Annotated in this window: 18 protein-coding genes; 7 read left to right on the forward strand and 11 right to left on the reverse strand. The window is 43.8% G+C overall.

Going from position 1 to position 25587, the window contains the following annotated elements; all coding sequences use genetic code 11:
* Window positions 1-221: 221 nt before the first annotated feature.
* From ACOMHB_RS13990 to ACOMHB_RS14010, 5 genes are all read left to right on the forward strand, one after another.
* The gene (locus ACOMHB_RS13990; RefSeq protein WP_448217069.1) at window positions 222-2819 is read left to right on the forward strand and encodes a serpin family protein; all 2598 of its coding nucleotides are present in this window, start codon (window positions 222-224) and stop codon (window positions 2817-2819) included.
* 326 nt (window positions 2820-3145) lie between these two features.
* Window positions 3146-4846, forward strand: coding sequence for a serpin family protein (locus ACOMHB_RS13995; RefSeq protein ID WP_448217070.1), 1701 nt, complete (start codon window positions 3146-3148; stop codon window positions 4844-4846).
* Between the two features lie 302 nt (window positions 4847-5148).
* Window positions 5149-6882 (forward strand): serpin family protein, encoded by a 1734-nt coding sequence (locus ACOMHB_RS14000; RefSeq protein WP_448217071.1) that lies wholly within the window; start codon window positions 5149-5151, stop codon window positions 6880-6882.
* A 249-nt stretch (window positions 6883-7131) separates the two neighbouring features.
* Window positions 7132-7734, forward strand: a complete 603-nt coding sequence (gene lexA / locus ACOMHB_RS14005; protein ID WP_448217072.1) for a transcriptional repressor LexA — start codon at window positions 7132-7134, stop codon at window positions 7732-7734.
* A 128-nt stretch (window positions 7735-7862) separates the two neighbouring features.
* Window positions 7863-8351 (forward strand): SulA-like leucine-rich domain-containing protein, encoded by a 489-nt coding sequence (locus ACOMHB_RS14010; protein WP_448217073.1) that lies wholly within the window; start codon window positions 7863-7865, stop codon window positions 8349-8351.
* Window positions 8352-8377: 26 nt separating this feature from the next.
* Here ACOMHB_RS14010 and ACOMHB_RS14015 read toward each other — a convergent pair whose 3' ends face one another.
* The 6 genes from ACOMHB_RS14015 to fadB form a co-directional block, all read right to left on the reverse strand.
* On the reverse strand, window positions 8378-8620 hold the full coding sequence (locus ACOMHB_RS14015) for a hypothetical protein (protein ID WP_448217074.1): 243 nt from the start codon (window positions 8618-8620) through the stop codon (window positions 8378-8380).
* Between the two features lie 177 nt (window positions 8621-8797).
* On the reverse strand, window positions 8798-9103 hold the full coding sequence (locus tag ACOMHB_RS14020) for a PTS sugar transporter subunit IIB (RefSeq protein ID WP_422475160.1): 306 nt from the start codon (window positions 9101-9103) through the stop codon (window positions 8798-8800).
* A 128-nt stretch (window positions 9104-9231) separates the two neighbouring features.
* Entirely contained in the window at window positions 9232-9726 is a 495-nt protein-coding gene (locus ACOMHB_RS14025) for a DUF6586 family protein (RefSeq protein WP_448217075.1), read from the reverse strand.
* Window positions 9727-9793: 67 nt separating this feature from the next.
* Window positions 9794-12436 (reverse strand): type I DNA topoisomerase, encoded by a 2643-nt coding sequence (gene topA / locus ACOMHB_RS14030; protein ID WP_448217076.1) that lies wholly within the window; start codon window positions 12434-12436, stop codon window positions 9794-9796.
* A gap of 506 nt (window positions 12437-12942) precedes the next feature.
* The gene (gene fadA / locus ACOMHB_RS14035; protein ID WP_448217077.1) at window positions 12943-14115 is read right to left on the reverse strand and encodes an acetyl-CoA C-acyltransferase FadA; all 1173 of its coding nucleotides are present in this window, start codon (window positions 14113-14115) and stop codon (window positions 12943-12945) included.
* 61 nt (window positions 14116-14176) lie between these two features.
* Complete coding sequence (fadB, locus tag ACOMHB_RS14040; protein WP_448217078.1) at window positions 14177-16330, reverse strand: fatty acid oxidation complex subunit alpha FadB; 2154 nt, start codon at window positions 16328-16330, stop codon at window positions 14177-14179.
* 325 nt (window positions 16331-16655) lie between these two features.
* Between fadB and ACOMHB_RS14045 the strand changes: the two genes are divergently transcribed.
* Both ACOMHB_RS14045 and ACOMHB_RS14050 read left to right on the forward strand, forming a co-directional pair.
* Complete coding sequence (locus ACOMHB_RS14045; RefSeq protein ID WP_448217079.1) at window positions 16656-16865, forward strand: hypothetical protein; 210 nt, start codon at window positions 16656-16658, stop codon at window positions 16863-16865.
* A complete protein-coding gene (locus ACOMHB_RS14050) occupies window positions 16852-17301 on the forward strand; it encodes a universal stress protein (RefSeq protein ID WP_317146481.1) in 450 nt (149 codons plus the stop codon). Before ACOMHB_RS14045 ends, ACOMHB_RS14050 begins: the two co-directional genes overlap by 14 nt.
* Window positions 17302-17393: 92 nt before the next feature.
* Here ACOMHB_RS14050 and ACOMHB_RS14055 read toward each other — a convergent pair whose 3' ends face one another.
* From ACOMHB_RS14055 to ACOMHB_RS14075, 5 genes are all read right to left on the reverse strand, one after another.
* Window positions 17394-19133, reverse strand: coding sequence for a hypothetical protein (locus ACOMHB_RS14055; RefSeq protein ID WP_448217080.1), 1740 nt, complete (start codon window positions 19131-19133; stop codon window positions 17394-17396).
* 354 nt (window positions 19134-19487) lie between these two features.
* The gene (locus ACOMHB_RS14060) at window positions 19488-21296 is read right to left on the reverse strand and encodes a hypothetical protein (RefSeq protein WP_448217081.1); all 1809 of its coding nucleotides are present in this window, start codon (window positions 21294-21296) and stop codon (window positions 19488-19490) included.
* Window positions 21297-21413: 117 nt separating this feature from the next.
* Window positions 21414-21620, reverse strand: coding sequence for a hypothetical protein (locus tag ACOMHB_RS14065; protein ID WP_448217082.1), 207 nt, complete (start codon window positions 21618-21620; stop codon window positions 21414-21416).
* Between the two features lie 39 nt (window positions 21621-21659).
* On the reverse strand, window positions 21660-23456 hold the full coding sequence (locus tag ACOMHB_RS14070) for a hypothetical protein (protein WP_448217083.1): 1797 nt from the start codon (window positions 23454-23456) through the stop codon (window positions 21660-21662).
* A 294-nt stretch (window positions 23457-23750) separates the two neighbouring features.
* Complete coding sequence (locus ACOMHB_RS14075; protein WP_448217084.1) at window positions 23751-25583, reverse strand: hypothetical protein; 1833 nt, start codon at window positions 25581-25583, stop codon at window positions 23751-23753.
* Window positions 25584-25587: the final 4 nt, after the last annotated feature.

Raw genomic sequence — 25587 nt, forward strand, 5'->3', positions numbered from 1 at the left:
GTTTTTGGGTAGAGATAACTTCACTATGGCAACCAGGCTCTATTGCTGGGAACAAGGTGTTATCGTAACTAACTAACCGGTCAGTTTTTTCTGAGAAAGGAAATACTTAAATATCAAGTACTAATGGCAATACTGTAATTCATCATTTATGACTATTTGCAATAGCATGGAAGCAGTGAGTTTATTCTCACTACTTTGTATCAACCAAAGGAGAGAATACTATGCACTCATTTACCCCAACCGGAACAATTAGAACTTCAAGCCAGGCAATGCAATGGCAGCCATCTAATATGCCAGCAACTTCCTTCGAGATCACCTCACAGGCTTCAGATATTGTTAAAAAACTGATAAATAAAGTGTCAATCGGGATCTTATGTACTCAGGATGCCAAGGACCACAAAAGCAAGGTGATCTCTTCTGTCAGCCTGGCTCCAGTACTGGGTATGCTTCTGTTGTGTATGGATGATAAAGCCAAAAAGGCATTGATTCTGGAAATCCCCGAAGAATCCTTAACTGATGAGCTGGAGACTGAAATCCATAAAAAACTCGGTGAATTCAGCAAAGACCACCCTTACGGAAGCCATCCTGATCAGTTGATCTCTTGCGCTAACTTTATTGCTTCTGCCTTTTGCGTCAGTTTTGAGCAGTTTGAAAAAATACTCTCTGAATGTTATCTAACCCAAAAGCTGGAAGGTGCTTTCTGGGACGTAGCTGATGTCACAGAAGCTTTTGTTAAGGATAAAACCAAAGGAAAAATAGAAAAGTTGTTTGATGGGTTGAACGAAGTTAAAGCAGTAATTGGTAGTGTAATACATTGCCGGGCTGTCTGGGAGGATAGTTTTTCTCCAGATGAAACGGCTGCTGGAAGTTTTCTATGCGCAAATGGAACTTGTATTGATAACGTCAAGATGATGTCTAAAACTGAAACGGTTCAATGTGCTTCTAACAGGAGATTTCGTGCCATCGCAAAGGAATTCCAATCTGTGAATGGAGAAGATCTTAAACTGGTCGCAATAAAGCCGCATAATAAAAGTGCCACAGCGATTGATAAACTTGATTCTGACACGATTAACGAGTTAACTGAACAATTAAATCATAGACAAGCGGAATATACGCTAACGCTACCCAAAATAAACATGGACAGTTGTGACACTCAGTTACTCAAGAAAATATGTAAGGTATTTGGAACTGACATAGTAGCGGGAGATCTAACAAAATTAGGCATTTCGGCAGATGATAATCTGGAGATGCTTCAGAAAATCATATTTTCTGTTGATGAAAAAGGTGCCAGCTGTGCGATGGCGACTGTTGCACAAATTCAAACAAGGTGCGAAAAACCTCGCTTTGATTTTGACTGCCCTGGCTACATTGCCATTTTAGACAAAAAAGGTAATCGGTTGATTGAGCTGGTCATTAAGGATGGCAGCTTTTTGGAGTGTGTTGGAGACCCTATAATCTCCACCGATGGAGAATCAGGCTCTAATAATCTGGCAAGTTTTAACAGTTTTTATATGTCTGATAGCGAAGATGATAGTTTTTATAGCGATGATGATAGTTTTTATAGCGATGATGATAGTTTTTATAGCAAAGATGATCAAGAACCAGTGCATCGCAGTAAAATAGATTTACCCACAAAAATAAAGCTGGTAGAAAAAGACTTATCTGCAATAACACGCTTATCTTTTGACCCTCTTGAAACTATAGATGTGAGTGCTTTTATAAAAGACTGTTATAATCCGGATGGAAAGCTTAATATTAAAAGCGCTAAGGCAGATAATCACAGGCTATATATGACAACATCTTCTTTGGATGACGCTAAAGATATTAAGAAAAGAATATTAAAATCCATTGGAGAAGACTATAGTTGCTATGTTGAAATTCGCGAAAGAGCTACTCCTATTCAAGTAGATGTTTTAATTAATCCTTGGAAAAAAATGATTGATCAAATAACTTCTGGATTTATCAGTTCTTATATTTCTGATAGCGAAGATGATAGTTCTTATAGCAAAGATGATCCAGAACCAGTGGATCGCGGTGAAATAGATTTACCCAAAAAAATAAAGCTGGTGAAAAAAGACTTATCTGCAATAACACGCTTATCTTTTGACCCTCTTGAAACTGTAGATGTGAGCACTTTTATAAAAGACTATTATAATCCGGATGGAAAGCTTGATATTAAAAGCGCTAAGGCAGATAATCACAGGTTAAAAATGACAACATCTTCTTTTGATAACGCTAAAGATATCAGGGAAAGAATATTAAAATCCATTGGAAAAGAATATAGTAATTCTGTTAAGATTTATGAAAGAGCTAAACCTATTCAAGTAGATGTTTTAACCAATCCCTGGAAAAAAATGATTGATAAAATAACTTCAGGACCTACCGATTCTTATATTTCTGATAGCAAAGATAATCCTATAATTACAACTGCTGAAAAACAGAGCTCTGATAATCTGGCAACTCTTAACGATTATGATATGCCTGATAGTAAAGTTTATACATCTGATGATCAATTCACAATTGAGAAAGATGTAACCGATCTAACTTCGATAGATAGGATTAGTACTTTAATACAACACCACTATAATCCGAATAGCGAGTTTGATGTTCGGATCGCTGTGGCAGATCATATGCAGCTAACACTCAATATGTCTTCTAAGGATGAAGTTATAGAGCTTAGAGAAAGAATATTAAAATCAATTGGAGATAAACATAGCAAATTTGTTAGGATACTCGGTCAAAATTCTCCTTTTGAATTAGAGGTTTCTTTTGAAGCTTGGGAAGCACTGCGCAATAAGTTAACTTCTAATCAATCATGAATCAATACAATGCCAAATCCGGAGATTAACCACCTCCGGATTTTTTATTAACAAAAGCTTAAACTATAGTGGCCCCATAGGATGGACAGACGGACAATTAAAGTTTTTCGGGCAGAGATACCTCCACTATGGCAACCAGGCTCTATTGCAGGGAACAAGGTGTTATCGTAACTAACTAACCGGTCAGTGATTTCTGAGAAAGGAAATACTTTAATATCAGTAATACTGGCAATGCTGTAACCCAGGTTTTATGGCTATTTGCTCAGCATGGAAGCAGTGAGTTTATTCTCACTAATTAATTTGTATAAAGTAAAGGAGAGAAGGCTATGGAATCAATGAGAACTTCTATGAATACGGCGCAGTGGCAGCCATTTAATCTGCCAGACACATCCTTACAGACTACCTCACAAGCTTCTGATATTGTTAAAAAACTGCTGGACAAAGTGTCATTAGGCATCCTCAGTGCCAAAGGTGTCAGGGACGACGAAAGCAAGGTAGTGTCTTCTACCAGCCTGGCTCCGGTTTTGGGAATGCTTCTGGCGTGTATGGATGATAAAGCCAGGAAGGCGGCAGTTCTGGGTATCTCGGAAGAAGAATTAACTGATGAGCTGGAGGCTCAGATCCATAAAAAACTCGGTGAATTCAGTGTAAACCACCCTTTCGCTAAGGATCCAGACCATAAACAGGCACTCTCTTGCACTAACTTCATAGGTTCTACCTCTGCCCTCGGGAATGAGAAGCTTAATCAGACACTGTCTGAATCTTATCACACCGAAAAGCTGGAATGTCATGACCATGACAGGTGTCTGGCCGATGTCGCTGAAGATTACGTGAAAGAGAAGACCAATGGAAAAATCGAAAAGTTGTTTCATGGTCATTCTAAAGCTCGACGAGAACTAATTAGAGCGGTATTAGGTCATGTGATGGAATTCGACGGTATTTGGAAAGATGAATTCTCTGAAGACAAAACGGACCATCGCCCATTTAATTGCGCAAATGGAAGTTTTATTAGAAACGTCAAGATGATGTCTTCAACTGAAGAGCTTCAATTTGTTGAGACCAGTGAATTTGATGCCATTGGTAAAGAATTCCAATCCGTGAATGGAGAAGACCTTAAATTAGTTGCAATACAACCACACTTTGAAGATCCTGAAATGATTAATAAACTTGACTCTGAAGCCATTAATCATCTGATTGAAAGATTAAATGATCGTAAAGTGAAGATGGATCTAAGACTTCCGAAAATAAAAATAGAGAATAGTTGTGATACCAGGTTACTCGACAAAATTTCTGAGGTATTTGGAACCAACATAATAAAGGCCGGGGATTTAACAAGATTAGGCGATTCATCAGACGGTGATCTGGAGATACTACAGAAGACCAAAGTATCCATTGGTGAAAAGGGAGCTTATGGTACAGTGGCCACTGCCGCAACAACTACTCTCAGGGACCCATCCTCTGAGCGTCCCAGCTTTGAGTTTAATTACCCTGGCTACATTGCCATTGTCGATGGACAAGGTAATCGGTTGCTTGAGATGGTGATTAAGGATGGCAGCTTTTTTGAGCTTGACGGCACACCCGAAATCATACCCGCTGGAAAACAGAGCTCTGACAACCAGCCAGCTTATTACGATTTTGACATGTCTGATAGTGACGATGATACAGAACCAAAAATCGATTTACCCACAAAAACAAAGATGGTACAAAAAGACTTATCTGCAATAACACGATTATCTTTTGACGTTCTTGAACATGTAGATGTGAGTAATTTTATAAATAACTATTATAATCTGGATGGGAAGCTTCATATTGAAAGCACTGAGGCAGATGATGTCAGGATAACAATAAATATGTCATCTCCGGATGACGCTAAACAGCTTAAAGGAAGAATATTAGAATCCATTGGAAAAGAATATGAATATGGACGTTTTATCAAGATTCATGATAGATGGAACCCTGTTGAATTAGATGTTTGCGGCGATGCCTGGAAAAAAATGATTACTAAAATAACTTCTGGACAATCATAAACAAAAAGCCAAATCCGGGGTTTAATCACCTCCGGATTTTTTTATTAACAAAAGCCAGAAAGCAAACTAGCCCCCATAAAATGAACAGATAGACAAGTTAATTTTTATGGCAGGAAACAAGATGTTATCGTAACTAACTAACCAGTTAGTGATTAATGCGAAAGCAAATACTTAACTCATAGTAATGCTACATAACACAGAATTTACGGCTATTTGAAAAGCATGCGCTGTCCGCAAACATGGAAGCAGTGTGTTTGTCCTGAATAAAAAATTAATTATTATCAGAGTTAGGAGAAAATATTATGCACCCTATTGGACATTCATTCAGACAATTTTCATTGTCATCGCAACCGCTAAATCTGCGAAACACATCCTTCAAAGCCACCTCACAGGCTTCATATCTTGTAAAAAAACTGATTGATAAAGTGTCATTAGGAATTCTGAACGCCGTAGACGCCAGGGACAATAACAGCAAGGTAGTGTCTTCTGCCAGTCTGGCTCCGGTTCTGGGTATGCTTCTGGCGAGCATGGATGATAAAGCTAGAAAGGCATCGGTTCTGGGTATCTCTAAAGAAGAGTTAACTGATGAGATGGAGATTGAGATCCATAAAAAACTAGGCGAATTCAGCGTTAACCATGCTTACGCCAAGGATCCGTACCAGATACAGAAGGCACTCTCTTGCGCTAACTTTATAGGTTCTGACTCTGCCGTCATAAACGAGCATCTTGATCAGATACTGTCTGAATGTTATCAAACCGAAAAGCTGGACCGTCCTGACCAGGACAGGTGCCTGGCTGACGTCGCAGAAGACTTCGTGAAAGAGAAAACTCATGGAAAAATCAATAAGTTGTTTCATGGTCATTCTAAAACTCGACGAGAACAGATTAAAACGGTAATTGGTAATGTGATGGAATTCGAGGGTATCTGGAAAAGTCCATTTTCTAAAGAAAAAACAGCTTCGGGCAAATTTATTTGCGCAGACGGAAGTATAATTGAAAACGTCAAGATGATGAAGTCAACTGAAAATGTTCAATTTTTTCATAACAGAAAATTTGGAGCCATTGGCAAAGAATTCCGATCAGTTTATGGTGAAGATCTTAAATTAGTCGCAATAATAACACCTGATGACAGTCCAACAGGGATTAACAACCTTGATTCTGATACAATCAATCACCTGATTGACGGATTAAATGGCTCTAAAATAGAGATGGATCTAATGCTACCCAAGATAAAAATAGACGGCAGTTGTGACACCAATTTACTCGACAAAATTTATCAGACATTTGGAGCCGCTGTCATAAGGTCTGAAGATTTAACAAGATTAGGCCATCCCTCAAATTGTGATCTGGAAATTCTTCAGAAGACCAGAGTATCCATTGATGAAGAGGGAGCTTATGGTCAAGTTGCCACTGCCGCAACAAGAACGCTCAGAGGGTTCGGTACAAAAAAACCACCACACTTTCATTTTGTCTCCCCTGGTTACATTGCCATTGTAGATGGACAAGGCAATCGGTTGGTGGAGATGCTGATTAAGGATGGCAGCTTTTTAGAATTTTATGCGGCTGGGAATGACTCAGCTGAAAGCTTGAAATCTAATGATTTGAAATCTGATAAAAGTTTGAAACCAAATGACTTGACAGCTGATAGCAAAATGACTCCTATCGAAAATTATAAAAATTACAGAAAATTAGATGAACCCAAAAAAGACGAAAGAATTATTGAAGAAACTATTAACTCTATAAAATATATGTTACCAGATGATGAATCTATTGATGTGAGCAAACTAATATACCATAGGTTTGATCCGAAAGAGGATTTTAATATCAAAAGTGCCAAAGCACTTAAATCCAGATTAGCTATCCATACTGGTACTAAGGACAATGCCCTTGAAATCAGAGAAAAAATATTAGAATGGCTTGATTACAAACATGTAGATTTTGTTAAAGTTTGGCATGGTTTTGATGGCTTTGAAGTAGAAGTTTCAAATGATGCCTGGGATGCACTGCGGAAGAAATTAACTTCTACACAATCATAAATAAAATGCGAAATCCGGAGATTAACCACCTCCGGATTTTTTATTAAAAAAAGCTTCAGGGACTCAGCTTGCGAATTTCAGCCAACAACTCATCACTATGGTGGCAAAGCATGCCTCACCTGCACCATTGACAACCCTCTTGTCATTTTTTACTTATCGTCGCAGCCTGGCAAGGTACTTAATAACTTGCCACCACAAGAATACTGTATATAATCACAGATACTGTATAAAAAAACAGACTGAGAGACCATGATCAAACTGACTAAACGGCAATCCGAGATACTGGACCTGATCAAATCTCATATTGAAGAGACAGGTTTCCCACCCACCAGGGCCGAAATCGCCAAGACCTTCGGCTTTCGCTCACCCAATGCTGCCGAAGAACATCTCAGGGCACTGGCCCGTAAAGGCGCTATCGAGATTACCCCCGGAGCCTCCCGTGGTATCCGCATTCCAGACAGCCAGCCTGAAGGCCTTCCGATTATTGGACAGGTTGCTGCCGGGAACCCGATCCTCGCCCAGGAACATATCGAAGACCACCTGATGCTCAATCCCGCTTTCTTCACCCCATCGGCAGACTTCCTGTTAAGGGTAAAAGGAATGAGCATGAAGGACATCGGGATTCTTGATGGTGACCTGCTGGCCGTTCACAAGACAACAGATGTTCGAAACGGTCAGGTTGTCGTCGCCCGGATTGAAGATGATGTCACCGTGAAAAGATTCGAGAAACAGAAAAACAAAGTATTGCTGCATCCGGAAAACGACGAGTTCGAAACCATAGTCGTTGATCTCACTCAGGATGCCTTTGCCATCGAAGGTTTAAGCGTCGGAGTCATCAGAAATCAGTCCTGAGACGGAATAAGATGAGTCTGACCATTATTCCAGAGACACTACTCACAACAGGCAGCTGTTGTTAAAGGCCCACTACGCTGAAGTGCGAATAACAAACAGCGTCCGGGCTATGCCAGAAGGAAGAATTTATGCTGTACCGAACCAGCAGTGAAAGGCACAATTTTTCAGCCCCAAGCTATCAGACCAATACAGTCTGCATTAACCCCTCGCGCCTAGAAAAGACTTTATCAGGAAAAACTGAAAAGTCTCTGAAGCCCAGTATTAATGAACTCATTCTTTCAGGTCAACCCTGGCAGGCAGAACAACTCCTGACGCCCATGCTCAGTCAGCTGTCCACTGACAGTGAACGTTGGTTGACCCTGATTCTGGCAGATGACACCAGAACCCTGCACTGGTTAAAGAATTGCGACTTAAATCATGACAAGGTGCAAATCTTTAGCTCCAACAATATTAATCAGACATTGGAACTCACCAGGAAAGCGCTGGCATCCGGAACCAGCCACACTGTCATCAGCTGGCTGGGGCATTTGGATAAAGGGTGGCTAAGTAGGCTTGAAAGCGCAGCCAGGAATGGACAGTGTCAGGGGCTGGCTATTCGCACTAGACAGGTTGCATGATGCCTGTCATTTCCATGAAAATAGAGTCAGTGCAGTACTCTGTTCTCAGGAATCTCTTCTTCAGAAGACTGCGGACGAGTAAGTTCAGCAACTTCACGCATGCCTGCATCAAACATGACCTTTGCCACTTGCAGGTGGTCCCCTTCAAGATACATCTTGGCTTCCTCTGAAAACTTCATAGTCAGCAGCGGCTCACCCTCGTCATCACTGCGTCGCAGAACGATCTCTCCTGTTGGAAGTTCCACAATTTCCAAAAACGATGCAGCCATATTTCGTTCCATAAATAGCGTATAAGAGGGAGAAATCATGCAGCATTGTGACTTATGATGCAATAGGTCAGTACAGAGTAATGCAAAGTGTTATTGCAGACTGGAAAGTAAAAACCCTTAAAAGAGCTGCAGCTTTTGCCCCCGTATTGCAGCATACACACGATAAACTGGAATTAATCAGGCTGTTAGCGACAGAGCAAAGCCCAATACTTTCGCACCATTCATCGTGCCATAATCAACAGGGCTAATCGCCTCAACCGGAACAGCATATTCGGCAGCACGCAGCTTGAGATCATTCAACATATATTTAACCTGAGGACCCAGCAGAACAACATCGAAACAGGCTACCTGTTCATCGAAATGACTAGCGCCGAAGGCTTCAACCTCGACTTCTTCACTCCGACTTTCAGCTGCTTCGCGCATTTTCTCCACCAACATGCTGGTAGACATACCTGCCGAACAGCACAGCATGATCTTAGTCATAAGACACCTCTGATCAAATTGAACAACAGCCATAAACAACAGAGTTCTAAACATTCCCACAATCATGCACGGTTTGAATCAATCCAGGCACACTATTATGAGTCATGAATCAGATCTAAAAAATCTAATCACCATTCAAGATTGAAATTTCTAAAGTGCCCTACCAACTCCTTGAGGGAGGCAAGAATACTCTTGGCACTTTCTGGCGTCTTAATACCTTTGGTGACTTCACTAGTATCCGAAGCAATCATAATCATACTGCTATTACTTGAATATGATTGTATATTACCATTAGCATTAAAAATATCGTCATAAGCTTTAAGTAAATCTGCCAGCCAACTGTCCGACGACTCCAGCTGCTTTAACTGCTCGAGTTCAGACACTTCTGCCGGTTGCTCAACCATCAATCTGCAAGCATCTTCCAGAGACAGCAACCGGGTCAGCTGCTCACCGTAGGGAGACAATATCTCCGCCAGCATCGAGGAATAGGCTTGACTGGCATGCATCAGAAATGCCTCTCGAAAAGCCTCCTGCTCAAAAGCTTCTGCTCTTTCCCAGGCATCCAGCTGTAAACGGGCATAGTGTAATTTTTTGTTGGTATGAGAACGCCACTGCTCAGACATAATCTTTCTCAAAAATAAAAAGACCTCCACGGATCTCTGTGAAGGTCCTGTTTGTGACGAGGCCAGATCAGGATTTTTTGCGCTTCCTGGTGACTTTTTCTTCCCACTTGCCTTCCTGGAAGGTAGCACTCCACCCTGAAGCCTTGCCTTCAGACTCACTCATAACATATTGAGTTCTGGTTTTGCGACTGTAGCGAATGATTGCGGGATTACCATCAGCATCCTGCCTCGGTGCATCCAGAAGATAATGATACTTTGGATCAATAGCCGCCTGATGAGGGATCAGTTCACTCACCAGAGGAGCACGGGTCTCACGGTTCTTTGGGAACTGGCTGGCCGCCAGGAAAAGACCTGAGGCACCATCTCTGAGAATATAATGATCATCCACTTTCAGACATTTGAGCTCAGGCATGGGTACAGGATCCATTTTGGGGGGAGCCGCTTCCCCACTTTTCAAGAGCTTGCGGGTGTTTTTACACTCGCTGTTGGTACAACCAAAGTATTTGCCAAAGCGTCCGGATTTGAGCTGCATCTCGGAACCGCACTTGTCACATTCAAGCACGGGGCCATCATAACCCTTGAGTTTGAATTGACCTTTTTCCACTTCATAGCCGGAGCAGTCCGGGTTATTACCACAGACATGAAGCTTACGCTGCTCATCAATCAGGTAGCTTTCCATCGCCGTAGAACACTTGGGACAACGATGCATAGCCCGCAAAGCATTGACTTCTGCATCCTCGTCGTCAGCATCTTCAACTTCTTCGCCGGGCACCAGATTAATGGTACATTTACAACGCTCCCTGGGCGGGAGCGAGTAACCGGAACAACCCAGAAATACTCCCGTACTGGCCGTGCGAATCATCATATCCCTGCCACAATCAGGACATTTGATATCGGTAGGAGAAGGGTCATTGGAGCGCATACCGTCGCTGTCGTCTTCAGCCTGCTCCAGCTTGCTGCTGAAATCACTGTAGAAACTGTCCAGCAGATCTTTCCAGTTCTCACCACCTTCAGCCACTACATCGAGATTGGACTCCATCTTGGCGGTAAAGTTGTAATCCATAAGATCATGGAAGTTCTCAACCAGCCGGTCTGTGACAATATCGCCCATTTTCTCGGCATAGAAACGACGATTTTTCAGGGAAACATAACCGCGATCCTGGATAGTCGAAATAATGGAAGCGTAAGTGGAGGGCCTGCCTATTCCACGCTTCTCAAGCTCTTTTACCAGAGCCGCTTCACTGAAACGGGCAGGCGGTTTTGTAAACAGCTGTTTCGGGTCCAGTTTTTTCAGATCCAGCGGATCACCTTTTTCCAGAGCCGGCAGAATGATGTCTTCACCTTTTTTGGCTATGGCCGCCATTACCCGGGTATAACCATCAAACTTGAGGGTTCTGCCCCTCGCCTTGAGATCAAAGTCGTCCACCCGAACTGTCAGGGACGTACTCAGGTACTCCGCAGGCGTCATCTGACAGGCAACAAACTGTCTCCAGATCAGTTCATAGAGCCGCTCTGCATCCTTCTCAAGACCGGAAATAGAGCCTGGCTCAGCAGTCACAGAGGAAGGACGTATTGCTTCGTGAGCCTCCTGAGCGCCTTCTTTACTGGAATACCGGTTCGGATTTTCAGGCAGATACCTTGAGCCGAACGTACCATCGATAAATTCCCGGGCACTCTCCACCGCTTCCTGACTCAGATTGGTCGAGTCAGTACGCATGTAGGTGATGTGACCCGCTTCATAAAGACGTTGGGCCATCATCATGGTCTTCTTGACACTGAATCCCAGACGGGTACTGGCCGCCTGCTGCAAAGTTGAGGTAATGAAGGGTGCAGAAGGACGACTTCGGGTCGGTTTGTCTTCACGCACGGTCAGCTTGTAATCAGCCTGTCTCAGCTTTTCAAGAACAACTCCGGTGGCAGCCTCACTGACAGGTCTGAAGGCATCGCCAGCTTCTTTGGCCACCTGAAAACGGATAACTTCTCCATTTTCCGTAGACAGGTCAGCGTAAACTTCCCAGTACTCTTCGGGGATAAAGCTTCTGACTTCACGCTCCCGCTCAACAATCAACTTAACCGCTACTGACTGCACCCGCCCTGCTGACAGGCCACGGGCAATTTTAGCCCAGAGCAGAGGAGAAACCATATAACCTACTACACGGTCGAGGAATCGCCTTGCCTGCTGGGCATTGACCCGGTCAATATTGAGAGAGCCGGGCTCTTTGAAGGCTTCCTGGATGGCATTTCTGGTAATTTCGTTGAAGACTACCCGCCGATAACGTTGAGGCTCCCCGCCAATAGCTTCCTGAAGATGCCATGCGATGGCCTCTCCCTCACGGTCCAAATCAGTTGCCAGGTAAATTGTGTCAGCTGATGCGGCAAGGCGACGCAGCTCATCAACCACCTTCTCTTTGCCGGGCAGTATCTCGTAACGGGCCTGCCAGCCTTTTTCAGGGTCGATGCCCATTCTTTCAATCAGCTGTTCTTTGGCTTTGCGCTTCTTATGGATGACTTTCTGCTCAGGAGATAGCTTACGTGTCTCAGCAGCAGCCTTTGCCCGAGCTTTGGGGTCCACAGGCTTCCTGGAGCCACCTGCGGTGGGCAAATCACGAATGTGACCAACACTGGACTTAACAACAAAGTCCTTGCCCAGATATTTGTTTATTGTCTTCGCCTTGGCCGGCGACTCGACGATAACTAAAGATTTACCCATGCTACCTTACACGTCCTGTAATCAGCTCCATTGTTCCGGTTATGCTGACCAGCCTGGAAAAAAGATCATAAAACACTCAGTGCTGTCTGCGACCAAAACAAGAAAGGTCGGGAATTGAAAATTGTTTCAATATATAAGGTCAAGAAAAACATCGGTCAAGGAAAACCCTGCAATGATCCTGAATTTTTCTCGAACGACCCTCTTATTTATCGTTTCACAGCCTCAATGATTAATCCAGCCAGTTATAAGCAATAATATCCTTGAATATCAAAAGATTATTTAATTACTGTGAAGCCTGACAGATTTCATGATGATCATTGACGGGAAAAAATGTCGGGTTTTACCGACAAAATAACTTATGCAGACACTGAAAAAGATACTCATTTTCGAAGCAGAATCTCAGCATAAAAATGCATCAAAAAGGAGTACCCCGGAATAGAATTCCGGGGCGAGTACTTTCAGGCAGGATAAGCCAGACAGGAACCCGTCTGGCAAAGGCCGACGCCTTACAGACGTTCAAATACCGTAGTAATACCCTGACCCAGACCTACACACATGGTTGCTACACCGATCGTACCATTGTTCTGCTTCATTACATTCAGCAGAGTACCGGAGATGCGGGCACCAGAGCATCCGAAGGGGTGACCCAGGGCAATAGCGCCACCGTGCAGATTCACCTTCTCATCCATCTTGTCGAGCAGATTCAGGTCTTTCAGGACAGGCAGAGCCTGAGCAGCAAAGGCTTCATTCAACTCAACATGATCGACGTCATCCATAGCCAGTCCTGCACGCTCGAGAGCTTTCTTGGTGCTGGGCACAGGACCATAGCCCATGATGGAGGGATCAACACCGGCAACTGCCATGGAACGAATCACAGCCATTGGCTGAAGACCCAGGTCCTGTGCACGCTGTGCAGACATAACAATCATGCAGGAAGCACCATCGGTAATCTGGGAAGACGTTCCGGCTGTCACTGTCCCTTTCGGGTTAAAGGCAGGCTTCAACTGCGCCAGTCCTTCGAGTGTGGTTTCAGGACGGATCGTCTGATCTTCGGTGAAAACGGCCAGATTGCCATCATCATCATGTCCCTGCATAGGGATGATCTCATCTTTAAACTGACCGGCTTTGGTCGCTTCCCAGGCTCTCATGTGAGACCTCACACCAAATTCATCCTGAGCTTCACGAGTAATGCCGTGCATCAACCCCAGCATTTCTGCAGTCAGACCCATCATACCAGCAGCTTTGGCAGCGTACTTGGACAGGCGCGGGTTAGGATCCACTCCGTGCATCATACCCACATGGCCCATGTGCTCAACACCACCTACAACAAAGACATCACCGTTACCGGTTTGAATAGCCTGAGCAGCGGTGTGCAGTGCGCTCATGGAAGAACCACAAAGACGGCTGACAGTCTGGGCTGATGAAGTATGAGGAATGGGAGTCATCAAAGACGCCATACGGGCGACGTTCCAACCCTGCTCCAGAGTCTGGTTGACACAGCCCCAGATCACGTCTTCAACTTCTTCAGGGTTAACACCGGGATTACGGTTCAATACTCCGGTGATAAGGTTGGCAGACAGGTCATCGGCACGGACATTTCGGTACATGCCACCCTTTGAGCGACCCATAGGGGTCCGCCCAAAGTCAACAATTACGGCGTCTCTCGGATTAAGGCTCATAGTCAATTCTCTCTTAAATCTGTTGCTCGTGATTAACCATTTTTTTGTCGCTCAAGGCTGTTTACGCGCCGTAAAACGTCTTGCCTTCACGGGCCATTTCCCGCAGCTTTTCAGTAGGCTGATACAGAGGACTGATGTGAGCGTACTGATCAGCCAGTTCAACGAATTTGTCGACACCCATGCTATCGATGTACTTCAGGGCGCCGCCTCGGAAAACCGGGAAGCCGATGCCGTTGAGCAGAGCCAGGTCAGCCTCAGCAGCTGTATCAACAATGCCGTCTTCCAGTGTACGAACGGTTTCCATACACAGTGGAATCATCATGCGATCAATAACTTCCTGTGTCTCAAACTCACGACTTTCGCCAGCCACCTCAGAGAGAAGCTCATAAGCCGCTTCGTCGACCACCTTTTTGGGCTTACCTTTCTTGTCCTGCTCGTACTTGTAGAAGCCGACATTGTTTTTTTGTCCGTAACGCCCATTCTCGAACATCACGTCAATGGCACTCTTCCAGTCACGGGACATACGATCCGGGAAACCTTCAGCCATCACTTTTTCCGCATGAGAGCCGGTATCGATACCCACTACGTCAAGCAGGTATGCCGGACCCATTGGCCAGCCAAACTTCTCCATGACTTTATCGACTTGCTGGAAGTCGGCACCGTCTTTCACCAGCGCGGCGAAACCACCAAAGTACGGGAACAGCACCCGGTTAACCAGGAACCCGGGGCAGTCATTAACAACGATAGGAACCTTACCCATCTTCTTGGCATAAGCAACAACCGTTGCCACCGTTTCTTCGCTGGTCTTCTCACCACGAATCACTTCCACCAGAGGCATTGCGTGAACCGGGTTGAAGAAGTGCATGCCACAGAATTTTTCGGGTCTTTTCAGATCCTTAGCCAGCTCTGTTATTGAAATGGTTGAAGTATTGGAGGCCAGAACAGCGTCCTCACTGACGTGATTTTCTACTTCGCCCAGGACTGCCCTCTTGACATTGACGTTTTCGACAACGGCTTCGACAACGACATCAACATCACCAAACTCACTGTACGACAGAGTTGGAACAATGTGATTAAGAACCTCTCCCATTTTCAGAGGATCCATACGACCACGGGCCACTCGCTTGGACAGCAGCTTGCTGGCCTCGGTCAGCCCCAGATTCAGACCTTCCTGAGCGATGTCTTTCATCAGGATGGGAGTGCCTTTATAAGCAGACTGGTATGCAATACCACCACCCATGATGCCGGCACCCAGAACAGCGGCTTTCTCAACTTTACCTGCCTTTTTGGTCAGCTCCTTGGTCTTCTTCTTGAGCATCTGGTCGTTTAGAAACAGACCCACCAGGACATCAGACACAGGCGTCTTGGCCAACTTGACGAAACCTTCAGCTTCCACTTTCAGGGCTTCGTCTCTTGGCAGCTCGGCATGCTTTTTGATCGCTTTGACAGAAGCCACAGGTGCTGGCATGTGAGGGCCCGCTTGCTGCTTGACAACCGCCGTGGCTGTTTCAAAAGCCATCAGCGATTCCAGCAAAGGCAGCTTGAGAGGTGAACGCTTTTCATCCTTACGGGCATTGTAATCCAGCTCACCTGCCAGGCAGCGTTTGATGATAGCTACCGCTGAGTCCACCAGCTTTTCGGTTTCAACGACTGCGTCTACAGCACCCACTTTCAGAGCGGCATCAGGCTTCTGTTCACGACCGGCAGCAATCCACTCGATCGCGTTATCAACACCGATCAAACGTGGCAAACGGACAGTCCCACCCCACCCCGGGTAGATACCGAGTTTAACTTCAGGCAGGCCGACACCGCCTTTATTGGACAGAACACGATAGTCAGCACAAAGGCAGATCTCAAAACCACCACCCAGAGCGCTGCCATTGATGGCGGCAACGGTCGGCATATCCAGATCTTCAAAACTGCTGAAGGTCTGGTTTACGCCCATGACCATCTCAATCAGTTCACTCTCTTCCTGACGGAAGTTGGAAGTGAACTCCTTGATATCAGCACCAACAATGAAAACGCCTTCCTTGCCGCTGGTAAGAACGACACCCTTAATGGTGCCATCCGACTTGATGGCCTGGACGGCAGCATTAAGATCTTCAATGGCAAGCCGGTTGAACTTGTTCACCGACTCCCCATCCAGGTCAAATCTCAACTCAGCGATGCCGCTTTCAAGTGCCAGAACCTTGAACGCTTTCCCCTGATATATCATTTATCTCTCTCCGGACGGATTGAAAAAGGTTGTCCTGATAACTGACGTCTGAACAAATGGCGCCAGAAGTCTGACTGAAAATAGTGCCTTTAACGAAAATGGCAGATTATTCTCAGTAAGACTCCTGATGAATACATCTCAGACTGTGTTCGCCAGAAATTCATACAACCGTTTGAATTTTTGAGCCTACCTTCTTTGAATTTTTTAACAATGTCAAGGAAATGAACACCAATATATCCGCAAAAATACTGATTCATAACAGATACCCATTGCAAATTTACTTGGACAACTCCAGCTACAGCCATACAATATAGGCGTTTGGTCTATGATGCCTGCAGTAAATCGCCACTTTATGTCACAACCTCATATCGCAACTTTATGCAGCGGTATTGTAGCTGTTGTGGTTATAGTGCACAGCCATGATCCGGAAATGCAGCTCACCGGCTCAGATGATAAAAATGGCTACGTAACTGAATTGAGCTGCATTTCTCTGAAAAACACCGGGAAGAGAGAGACGGTCTATGAGTCAATATAACCATATACTCGTTGCTATTGACCTGTCTGACGAGGCAGACGATGTTCTGGATAAAGCAAAGTCTCTTGCAGAAACCTACCAGGCGAGACTAACCCTGGTGCATGTGGTTGAACCACTGAGTGTGGCTTATGGCAGTGATATCCCACTGGATCTCACAACCCTTCAGGATGAAATCACCCAGCAGGCCAGAGAGCGTATTTCGCGTTTGGCAGAGAGTATTAATCTGGACAAGGGCGAACAGCATGTCGTTTATGGCCGCCCGGAAAGAGAAGTACATCGCATCGCTGACGAATCAGACGTTGACCTGATCGTTGTTGGAAGCCACGGCAGACACGGTCTGGCCCTGATCCTCGGCTCAACATCAACCAGCATTCTGCATGGTGCGGGGTGTGACGTTCTGGCGGTAAGAGTGGGTAAAAATAACAACCATAAATAAGAACCGAAGTGGTGAGTTAACAGTTGGCAGATATCCGTTCTTAAGGCTGCACGCTGCTGACTGTTGACTCCCGACTTAATAAAAATACTATCTCATGGTTGAGGACTTGTTCGCATCTTCTTTAAATAATCGAGCCACTCCGTGAATTTCATCAAATAATACACACGTTTTATCAGATCTCTTTTCTGTAACTTTGCTCTCTCGTCACGTAGACGTTTTCTCAGTTCTTTTCTCTGTAACTTTGCTGCCTCGTCCATGGTTTCATTAGCTTGTTCAGCGTCATTAGAGCCAATAGTTGTGTCAGAAGGAAGCAAGCCAATAGTTGTGTCAGAAAGCAGTTCCCATAATTCAAATGATTGAAACATCAGATCCTTAAATCCGACAGTGAGGATTGTCAGTATGACGCGATAATCATTTTGATCAGGAAAAGCTCTGTGTAATTGTTGGTTTATATAATATTTGATTTGTACCAATAGTTTTCGAAATAATTCAGGATCCAGGTTTCCAATACTATTGTATGTTACAGTCATTCCAAATTTCATTTGTTGAAATAATTCCTTTTCATTGCGCTTATAGTTATAAAAGGTTATCGCTTTACCTGATGTTCTGAAATATTTCTTTATATTAACAACATCATTTATTGCGGATGGATACCTTGAATGTTCGAAAGGGTCAAGCATCGGACTTATGATATCAATCAGTTTCAAGAACTGATTACCCCAAGCCACTAATTCAGGTTCTTCATTACCATACTCTTGTATTAGCTCCAGCATATGATCAGCTGATCTTTGCTGTCGCTTATAGACCGCTATTCTATGACTATTCATGTTATTGCTGAGGAGTTTGGTAGCGTCTCTTAATAATGAATCGACTGATACATTATTGGCTTGCCCAGACTCTAAGGGTGCCTCCAATTGCTGCAAAAGTTTCATGCGTTCTGTATCAAAAGATTTCAGTCCGGAAAAGACTGAAGACGATTTTGCAACATTTTCTTTTAAAACATTTTTATCTTTTATCGGTTTACTTTTACCTAACAGCTCATCTTTATGCCAGTAAAGCCTGGATATTCCAGCTATTTCAGCAGCGTGAATCAGGAATGAAGTAAAAAAAACATGGGCCCTTTGAGAGGAAGCTCCGCTTGAATTTATGGCTGCATAGTAAGCCAACAGCAAATACGCGAGGCTCTCTTGTTGTTGCGAATTGTTAAGATCGACAGGAGACAGAGTACCTTGGAGATAAGATAGAGCCTCCATGATTGCATTCTGATTTTGATCAAGGTCAACGTGAAGACTAGCCTTGGCTTGCTCAATCATGCCTGCAATGGTCAGATTATTACCCGGGGGCATTTCCGGAATGTTATTTAACAAAGTGGTTAGAGTGTCTTCTGAGAGGCCTGAGTTTAATTTGCGGATAATTTCTGCAATTTGTTCACGGGACATTGGCGGCAGCGAAAGGTTCATCAAAGGCTGCATCTGCGCTGCTTCAGCTCCCTGCGGTTCTTCCTGAACCTCAATCTCATTGACGTCTTGTTCACTCCCGGTGTTCATGGCAAAAATAAGATTGGTATCATTTGGGTTGACTAAGGGAAACCTCCCCGTAAGAGCATTATGGTTAATCAAGTCGGATAGAAAGTCGGACTCTTTTGCTCTCTTTCCTTCAAAAAATATTTCATCCACCGGTGTTAATAAAGGATTTGCTGCCAGCAATGCCATACAGGGGCAAGCCATGATAATACCAAGAGAACCGGCGACTAGCTGACTTGCCCTGGTACGATGGGTGAATATTGATAGCCTTGTTGTTTTTGATAATTGAGAAATGGAGTGGCTGATCATTCTACTTCCTTAAAGGTTTGAAGCACCCTCGGAAAGTAGACCAAGGATCACAATAATGCTCAATTCTTGTCACGAATATCAGATCTGACACTCACCGGCTCATTGTCGTCTCTGGGAGACTGTCAGACTTCAGCATCCGTCTAGGCGACCCCGTCTAGGCGACCCCGTCTAGGCGACCCCGTCTAGGCGACCCCGTCTAGGCGACCCCGTCTAGGCGACCCCGTCTAGGCGACCCCATAGCGAGGATTGCGAGAAATTTTCAGACCCATTTATCGCAACCGAACGACAGTATGAATGCAGGAGCCAGAGCAACGCAGGAGCAGTTGCTGCCTTGGATTTACACCTTCTGCTGTGTCAATACCAATCCTGTTCAGAATCACTCCAGTCAGAATAACTGCTGGAATCACTACCATCAGTGTAACTTCTTTCAGATTCACTCTGGTAATCGAATTCAGAAACCTCCGTACTCCAACCAATTAAATAATCAAGCCATTTCGAGAATTCATCCAATGACTCCATACGTTTCATCAGGACTCTTTTCTCTAACTTTGCTGCCTCGTCATTCAGACGTTTTATCAGTTCTTTTTTCTGTAACTCTGCTACCTCGTCATCCGTGGCTTCGTTAGCTTGTTCAGGTTCTATAGAGCCAATAGTTGTATCAGGAAGCAGTTGCCATAAATCAATTGATTGCACCACCAGAGCCTTAAATCCTATAGTGAGGGTTGCCAGTATGGCGTGATATTCATTTTCATCAGGAAAAGCTGCGTGTAATTCTTGGCATATATAATATTTGATGTGTATCAACAGTTTTAGAAATGATTCAGGTTCCAGATCCCCCAGGTCAATCATTATTGCTACTATTCCTTTCCTGATTTCTTCAAATAAATTCTTTGTTATGTGCTCATGGTTATAAAAGGTTGTCTTTTTACCTGATGCTCTGAAATATTCCTCTATGTTATCAATAGCTGTAGTTAGGTCTATTAACCTTATATGATCGAAAGGGTCAAGCATCAGACCTATGATATCAATCAGCTTCAAGAACTGATGGCCCCAAGCCACTAATTCAGGTCCTAAGCCACCATGTACTTGTATTAGCCACAGCATTTGCTCAGCTGATCTTCGCTGTCGTACATATTTTGGTATTCCGTGCCTGTCAATGTCATGATTGAGCAATTTAACAGCGCCGCTTAATAATCCATCGACTGATACATTATCGGGTTGTCCAGACTCTAAGGGATTCTCCAATTGTTGCAAAAGCTTAATGTGTTCTGTTTCAAAAGATTTCAAACCAGAAAAGACTGAAAATGATTTTGCAACATTTTCTTTTAAAACATTTTTATCTTCTATCGGTTTACGTTTACCTAACAATGCATCTCTATACCAGTGGAGTCTGGATATTCCAGCTATTTCAGCAGCGTGAAGCAGGAATGAAGTAAAAAAAACATGGGCCCTTTGAGAAGAAGCCCCACTTGAATTTATGGCTGCATAGTAAGCCACCAGCAAATACGCGAGGTTCTCTTGTTGTTGCGAATTGTTAAGATCGACAGGAGACAGGGTACTTTGGAGATAAGATAAAGTTTTCATGATTACATTCTGATTTTCATCGAGGTCAACGTGAAGACTGGCCTTTACTTGCTCAATCATAGTTGCAATGGTTAGATTATTACCCGGGGGCATTTCCGGAATGTTACTCAACAAAGTGGTTAGAGTGTCTTCTGAGAGGCCTGAATTCAATTTGCGGATAATTTCTGCAATTTGTTCGCGGGACATTGGCGGCAGCGAAAGGTTCATCAAAGGCTGCATCTGCGGTGCTTCAGCTCCCTGCGGTTCCTCCTGTACCTCACTCACATTGACGTCTAGCTCATTCTCGGTGTTCATGGCAAAGATAAGATTGGTATCATTCGGGGTGACTAAGGGAAACCTCCCTGTAAGAGCATTATGATTAATCAAATCGGATAGAAAGTCAGACTCTTTTGTTCCCTTTCCTGCAAAAAATCTTTCATCCACCGGCGTTAATAAAGGGTTTGCTGCCAGCAATGTTGAGCAGTGGCAAGCCATAATAATACCGAGTGAACCTGCAACTAGCTGACTCGCCCTGGTACGATGGGTAAATATTGATAGCCTTGTTGTTTTTGATAATTGAGAAATGGACTGGCTGAGCATTCTACTTCCTAAAGGTTTGAGGAACCCTCGTAAAGTAGACCAACGATCGCAATAATGCCCGATTCTGGTCACGAATATCAGACCTGACACTCACCGGTTCATTGTTGTGGTCTGATTCTAACGACCTGCTCTCCATAGAGCGTACTTTACCTGATTCCAGAATTTCAGCAGTGGCCAGGGCAGCTCAAGCATTTCAACATCCAGTTCGTTGCAGCCTCGTTTATGGCCAACAGATTGGCTGACCTCCCGAACAGTCTTGCCAGCCAGCAAGCGGCTGAGTTCCCCGGCGGTCAATGCCTTAACAGGAACACGACAAATGTTCACTGGAAAAAGGAAATTTTTTCTTACTTGAGAACATTTTACTTACCGAATTACACCTTCTGGCTTGTCAACATCATCCTTGTCAGAACCACTGCTGTTAGAATAACATCTGGAATCCTCACTATCAGAATCACTACTCCAACAATGATCAGGAACAGAGAGACGTCTACCAAAGAAATAATCGAGCCATTGCACGAATTCATCCAAGTGATTTAACCGTTTTTTCAGGCGCTTTCTTTTCCTCTTCTTCTCTTCTTTGCCAAGCTCTTTGTCTTCTTGTCCGCTTGCTGCCTGGTCTTGCATGGTATCGTCAGCTGGCTCAGCGACATCAGACCTGATAGACCTGTCAAGCGCTTCCACTAAATCATATGATTGCAACTGCAGGGCCTTAAATCCTTTAGTGATGGTTTCCTGTATGACTTGAAATTCATTTTCATCTGGAAAAGCCACGTGTAGTTGTTGGCATATATAAAACTTCATCTGTACCAACACTTTTAGAAATGATTTAGAGTCTAAATTTTCCTGGCCAAATAATTCATCTGCCATTGCTTGTTTGATTTGTTTAAGTAATTTCCTTTTTTTACTCTTATAATTATAAAAGGTTGTCTTTTTACCTGTTTTTTTGAAATATTCCTCCATGTCAAAAATATGTGTAATCACGCCTCTCTCTTCTGGATCAAAAGGGTCAAGCATCGGGCTAATGGCATCAATCAGATTCAGATACTGATTTCCCCAAACCACTAATTCAGGTTCTTCGCCACCATATTCTTGTATTAGCTCCAGCATGTGCTCAGCTGATGTTTGCTGTCGCTTATACATCGGTATTCTGTAACTATCAATATTATGGTTGAGTAATTTAGCAGTGTCTCTCAGTAATGCCTCGACTGGTACATTGGGTTGCTCAGATTCTAAGGGATCTTTCAATTGTTCCAATAGCTTAATGCGCTCTGCTTCTAAAGATCTGATACCAGAAAAGACTGAAGATGATTTTGCAACATTTTCTTTTAAAACATTTTTATCTTTTATCGGTTTACCATTACCTAACAGTAGATCTTTATGCCAGTGGAGTCTTGATATTCCAGCCATTTCAGCAGCGTGAAGCAGGAATGAAGTAAAAAAAGTACGAGCCCTTTGAGAGGAAACACTACTTGAATTTATGGCTGCATAGTAAGCCATCAGCAAATAGGCGAGGTTCTCCATGTCATGCGAATTAAAAGGATTGACAGGAGACCCGGCACCCTGGGTATAAGACAGGGCTATTATGATTGCATTCTGATTTGGGTTAACGTCAACGTTAAGACTAGCCTTCACTTGCTCAATCATGCTGGCAATGGTCGGGTTATCACCGGGGGGCATTTCCGGAATATTGTTCAACAGTGTAGTTACTGTGACTTCTGAAAGTCCTACATTCAATTTACGGATAATTTCAGCAATTTGTTCACGGGACATTGGCGGGAGCGAAAAGTTCATCAAAGGCTGCATATACAGTGCTACAGCTCCCTGCGGTTGTTCCTGAACCTGACGTTCATTGACGTCTGGCTCATTCCTGATGTTGATGGCAAAGATAAGATTGGTATCATTTGGGGTGACTAAAGGCCCCCCCCCTGCAAGTGAATTATGGTTAATCAAATCAGATAGAAAGTCAGACTCTTTTGTTCCCTTTTCTAAAAAAAATCTTTCATCAACCGGCGTTAATATAGGGTTTGTTGCCAGCAATATTGAGCAGTGGCAAGCCATAATAATACCAAAGGAGCCTGCGACTAGCTGATTAGCCCTGGTACGATGGGTGATTGATAGCCTTGTTGTTTTTGAGAATTCAAAAATGGAGTAGCTGATCATTCTAGTTACTTAAAGGTTTAAGGACCCCATACAAAGTAGACCAGGGATGGTAATAATGCTCAATTCTGGTCACGAATATCAGATCTGACACTCATCGGTTCATTGTCGTCTTTGGGAGACTGTCGGGCTTAAGCGTCCGTCTCGGCGACCCCATCTAGGCGACCCCATCTAGGCGACCCCATCTAGGCGACCCCATCTAGGCGACCCCGTCTAGGCGACCCCGTCTAGGCGACCCCGTCTAGGCGACCCCGTCTAGGCGACCCCGTCTAGGCGACCCCGTCTAGGCGACCCCGTCTAGGCGACCCCGTCTAGGCGACCCCGTCTAGGCGACCCCGTAGCAAGTTCAGAATCGCTCCCGTCAGAGCAACTCCTGGAATCACTACTATCAGTATCACTTCTTTCAGATTCACTAGTGTATGGGTAATCAGGAACACATGTCCTACTACCAAAGAAGCAATCGAGCCATTGTACACATTCATTCAAGTGCTTTAGCCGCTTTTTCAGGTATTTTTTCCTCCTCTCTTTTTTACTAAGCTCTTTGTCTTCTTGTCTTTTTGCTGCCTCATCATATCTGGCTTCGCCAGCTTGCTCAGAGATATCAGTGCCATTAGTTGTATCAGAAAGCATTACCCATAATTGATATGATTGTTGATGCAGGGCCTTTAACCCTTTGGTGAGGGTTTCCACTATAACTTGATGATGCTTTTCGTTAGTAAAAGCAACATGCAGTTGTCCCGCTATATAGGACTTTAAGTATTCAATCACTATTTTAAATGATTTATGATTTTGATTTTCTTCGTCGAGCATTGCGTCTACTATTACTTTTCTTATTTCTGTCAGCAACTCCCTGCTTTTTCCACTCCCATGGGAAATAAAGGTTGCCCTCATATCTGATTTTCTAAAATAGACGTCTATGTTATCAATCTTTGCTATCAGGTCTATTTTTTCCGAAGCGAAAGGGTCAAGCATCAGTCCAATGAGATCAATTAAATTCAAGAACTGATAGTTCCAGGCTACTAATTCAGGTTCATCTTCACCATATTTTACGATAAGCTCCAACATTCGCTCAGCTGACGTTCGCTGTCGCTTATACATCGATATTTCGTTCCTATCAAGGTCATTATTGAGCAGTTTGCCAGCGTCACACAGTAAGGCATCAATTGACTCAACTGAGGGGTCCTCAAATGGATCTTCAAATAGATCCTCAGATGGTTGCAAAAAGATAATGCGCTCTTTTTCTAAAGATTCCAGAACGTAAAATACTGGATATAATTTTGCAACATTACCTTTTAAAACATCTTTGTCTTTTATCGGTTTATTTTCAGCTAATAGTTTGGTTTTTTGCCTGTGAAGTATAGATATTCCAGCCATGTTAGCAGCGTGAAGCATGAATGAATTAAAAAAAACATGGGCTCTGTACATAGAAGCACCACTTGAATTTATGGCTCCATAGTAAGCCAGCATCAAATAAGCGAGACTCATTTGTTGTTGCGAATTGTTCGGATTGACAGGAGACTTGGTACCCTGAATATGAGATAGAGCTACTATGATCGCATTCTGATTTTGGTTAACGTCAACGTGAAGACTAGCCTTAACTTGCTCAATCATGCTCGCAATGGTCAGGTTCTCAGCAGGGGGCATTTCGGGAATGTTGTTCAACAGAGTGTTTAGAGTGTCTTCTGAGAGGCCTGAGTTCAATTTACGGATAATTTCTGCAATTTGTTCGCGGGACATTGGCGGCAGCGGAAGGTTCATCAAAGGCTGCATCTGCGCTGCTTCAGCTCCTTGCAGTTGTTCCTGAACCTCACTCTCATTGACGTCTGGCTCATTCCCGGTGTGCATGGCAAAGATAAGATTGGTATCACTTGGAGTGACTAAAGGAAGCCTGCCTGTAAGAATATTATGGTCAATCAAATCGGATAGGAAGTCAGACTCTTTTGTCCCCTTTCTTTCAAAAAATCTTTCATCCACCGGCGTTAATAAAGGGTTTACTGCCAGCAATATTGAACAGTGGCAAGCCATAATAATACCAAGGGAACCTGCGACTAGTTGATTAGTCTTAGCACGATTGGACAATATGGATGACTTTGTCGTTTTTGGTAATTGAAATATAGAGTGGCTGATCATGCTA

The organism is Endozoicomonas sp. 2B-B, from assembly GCF_053470045.1.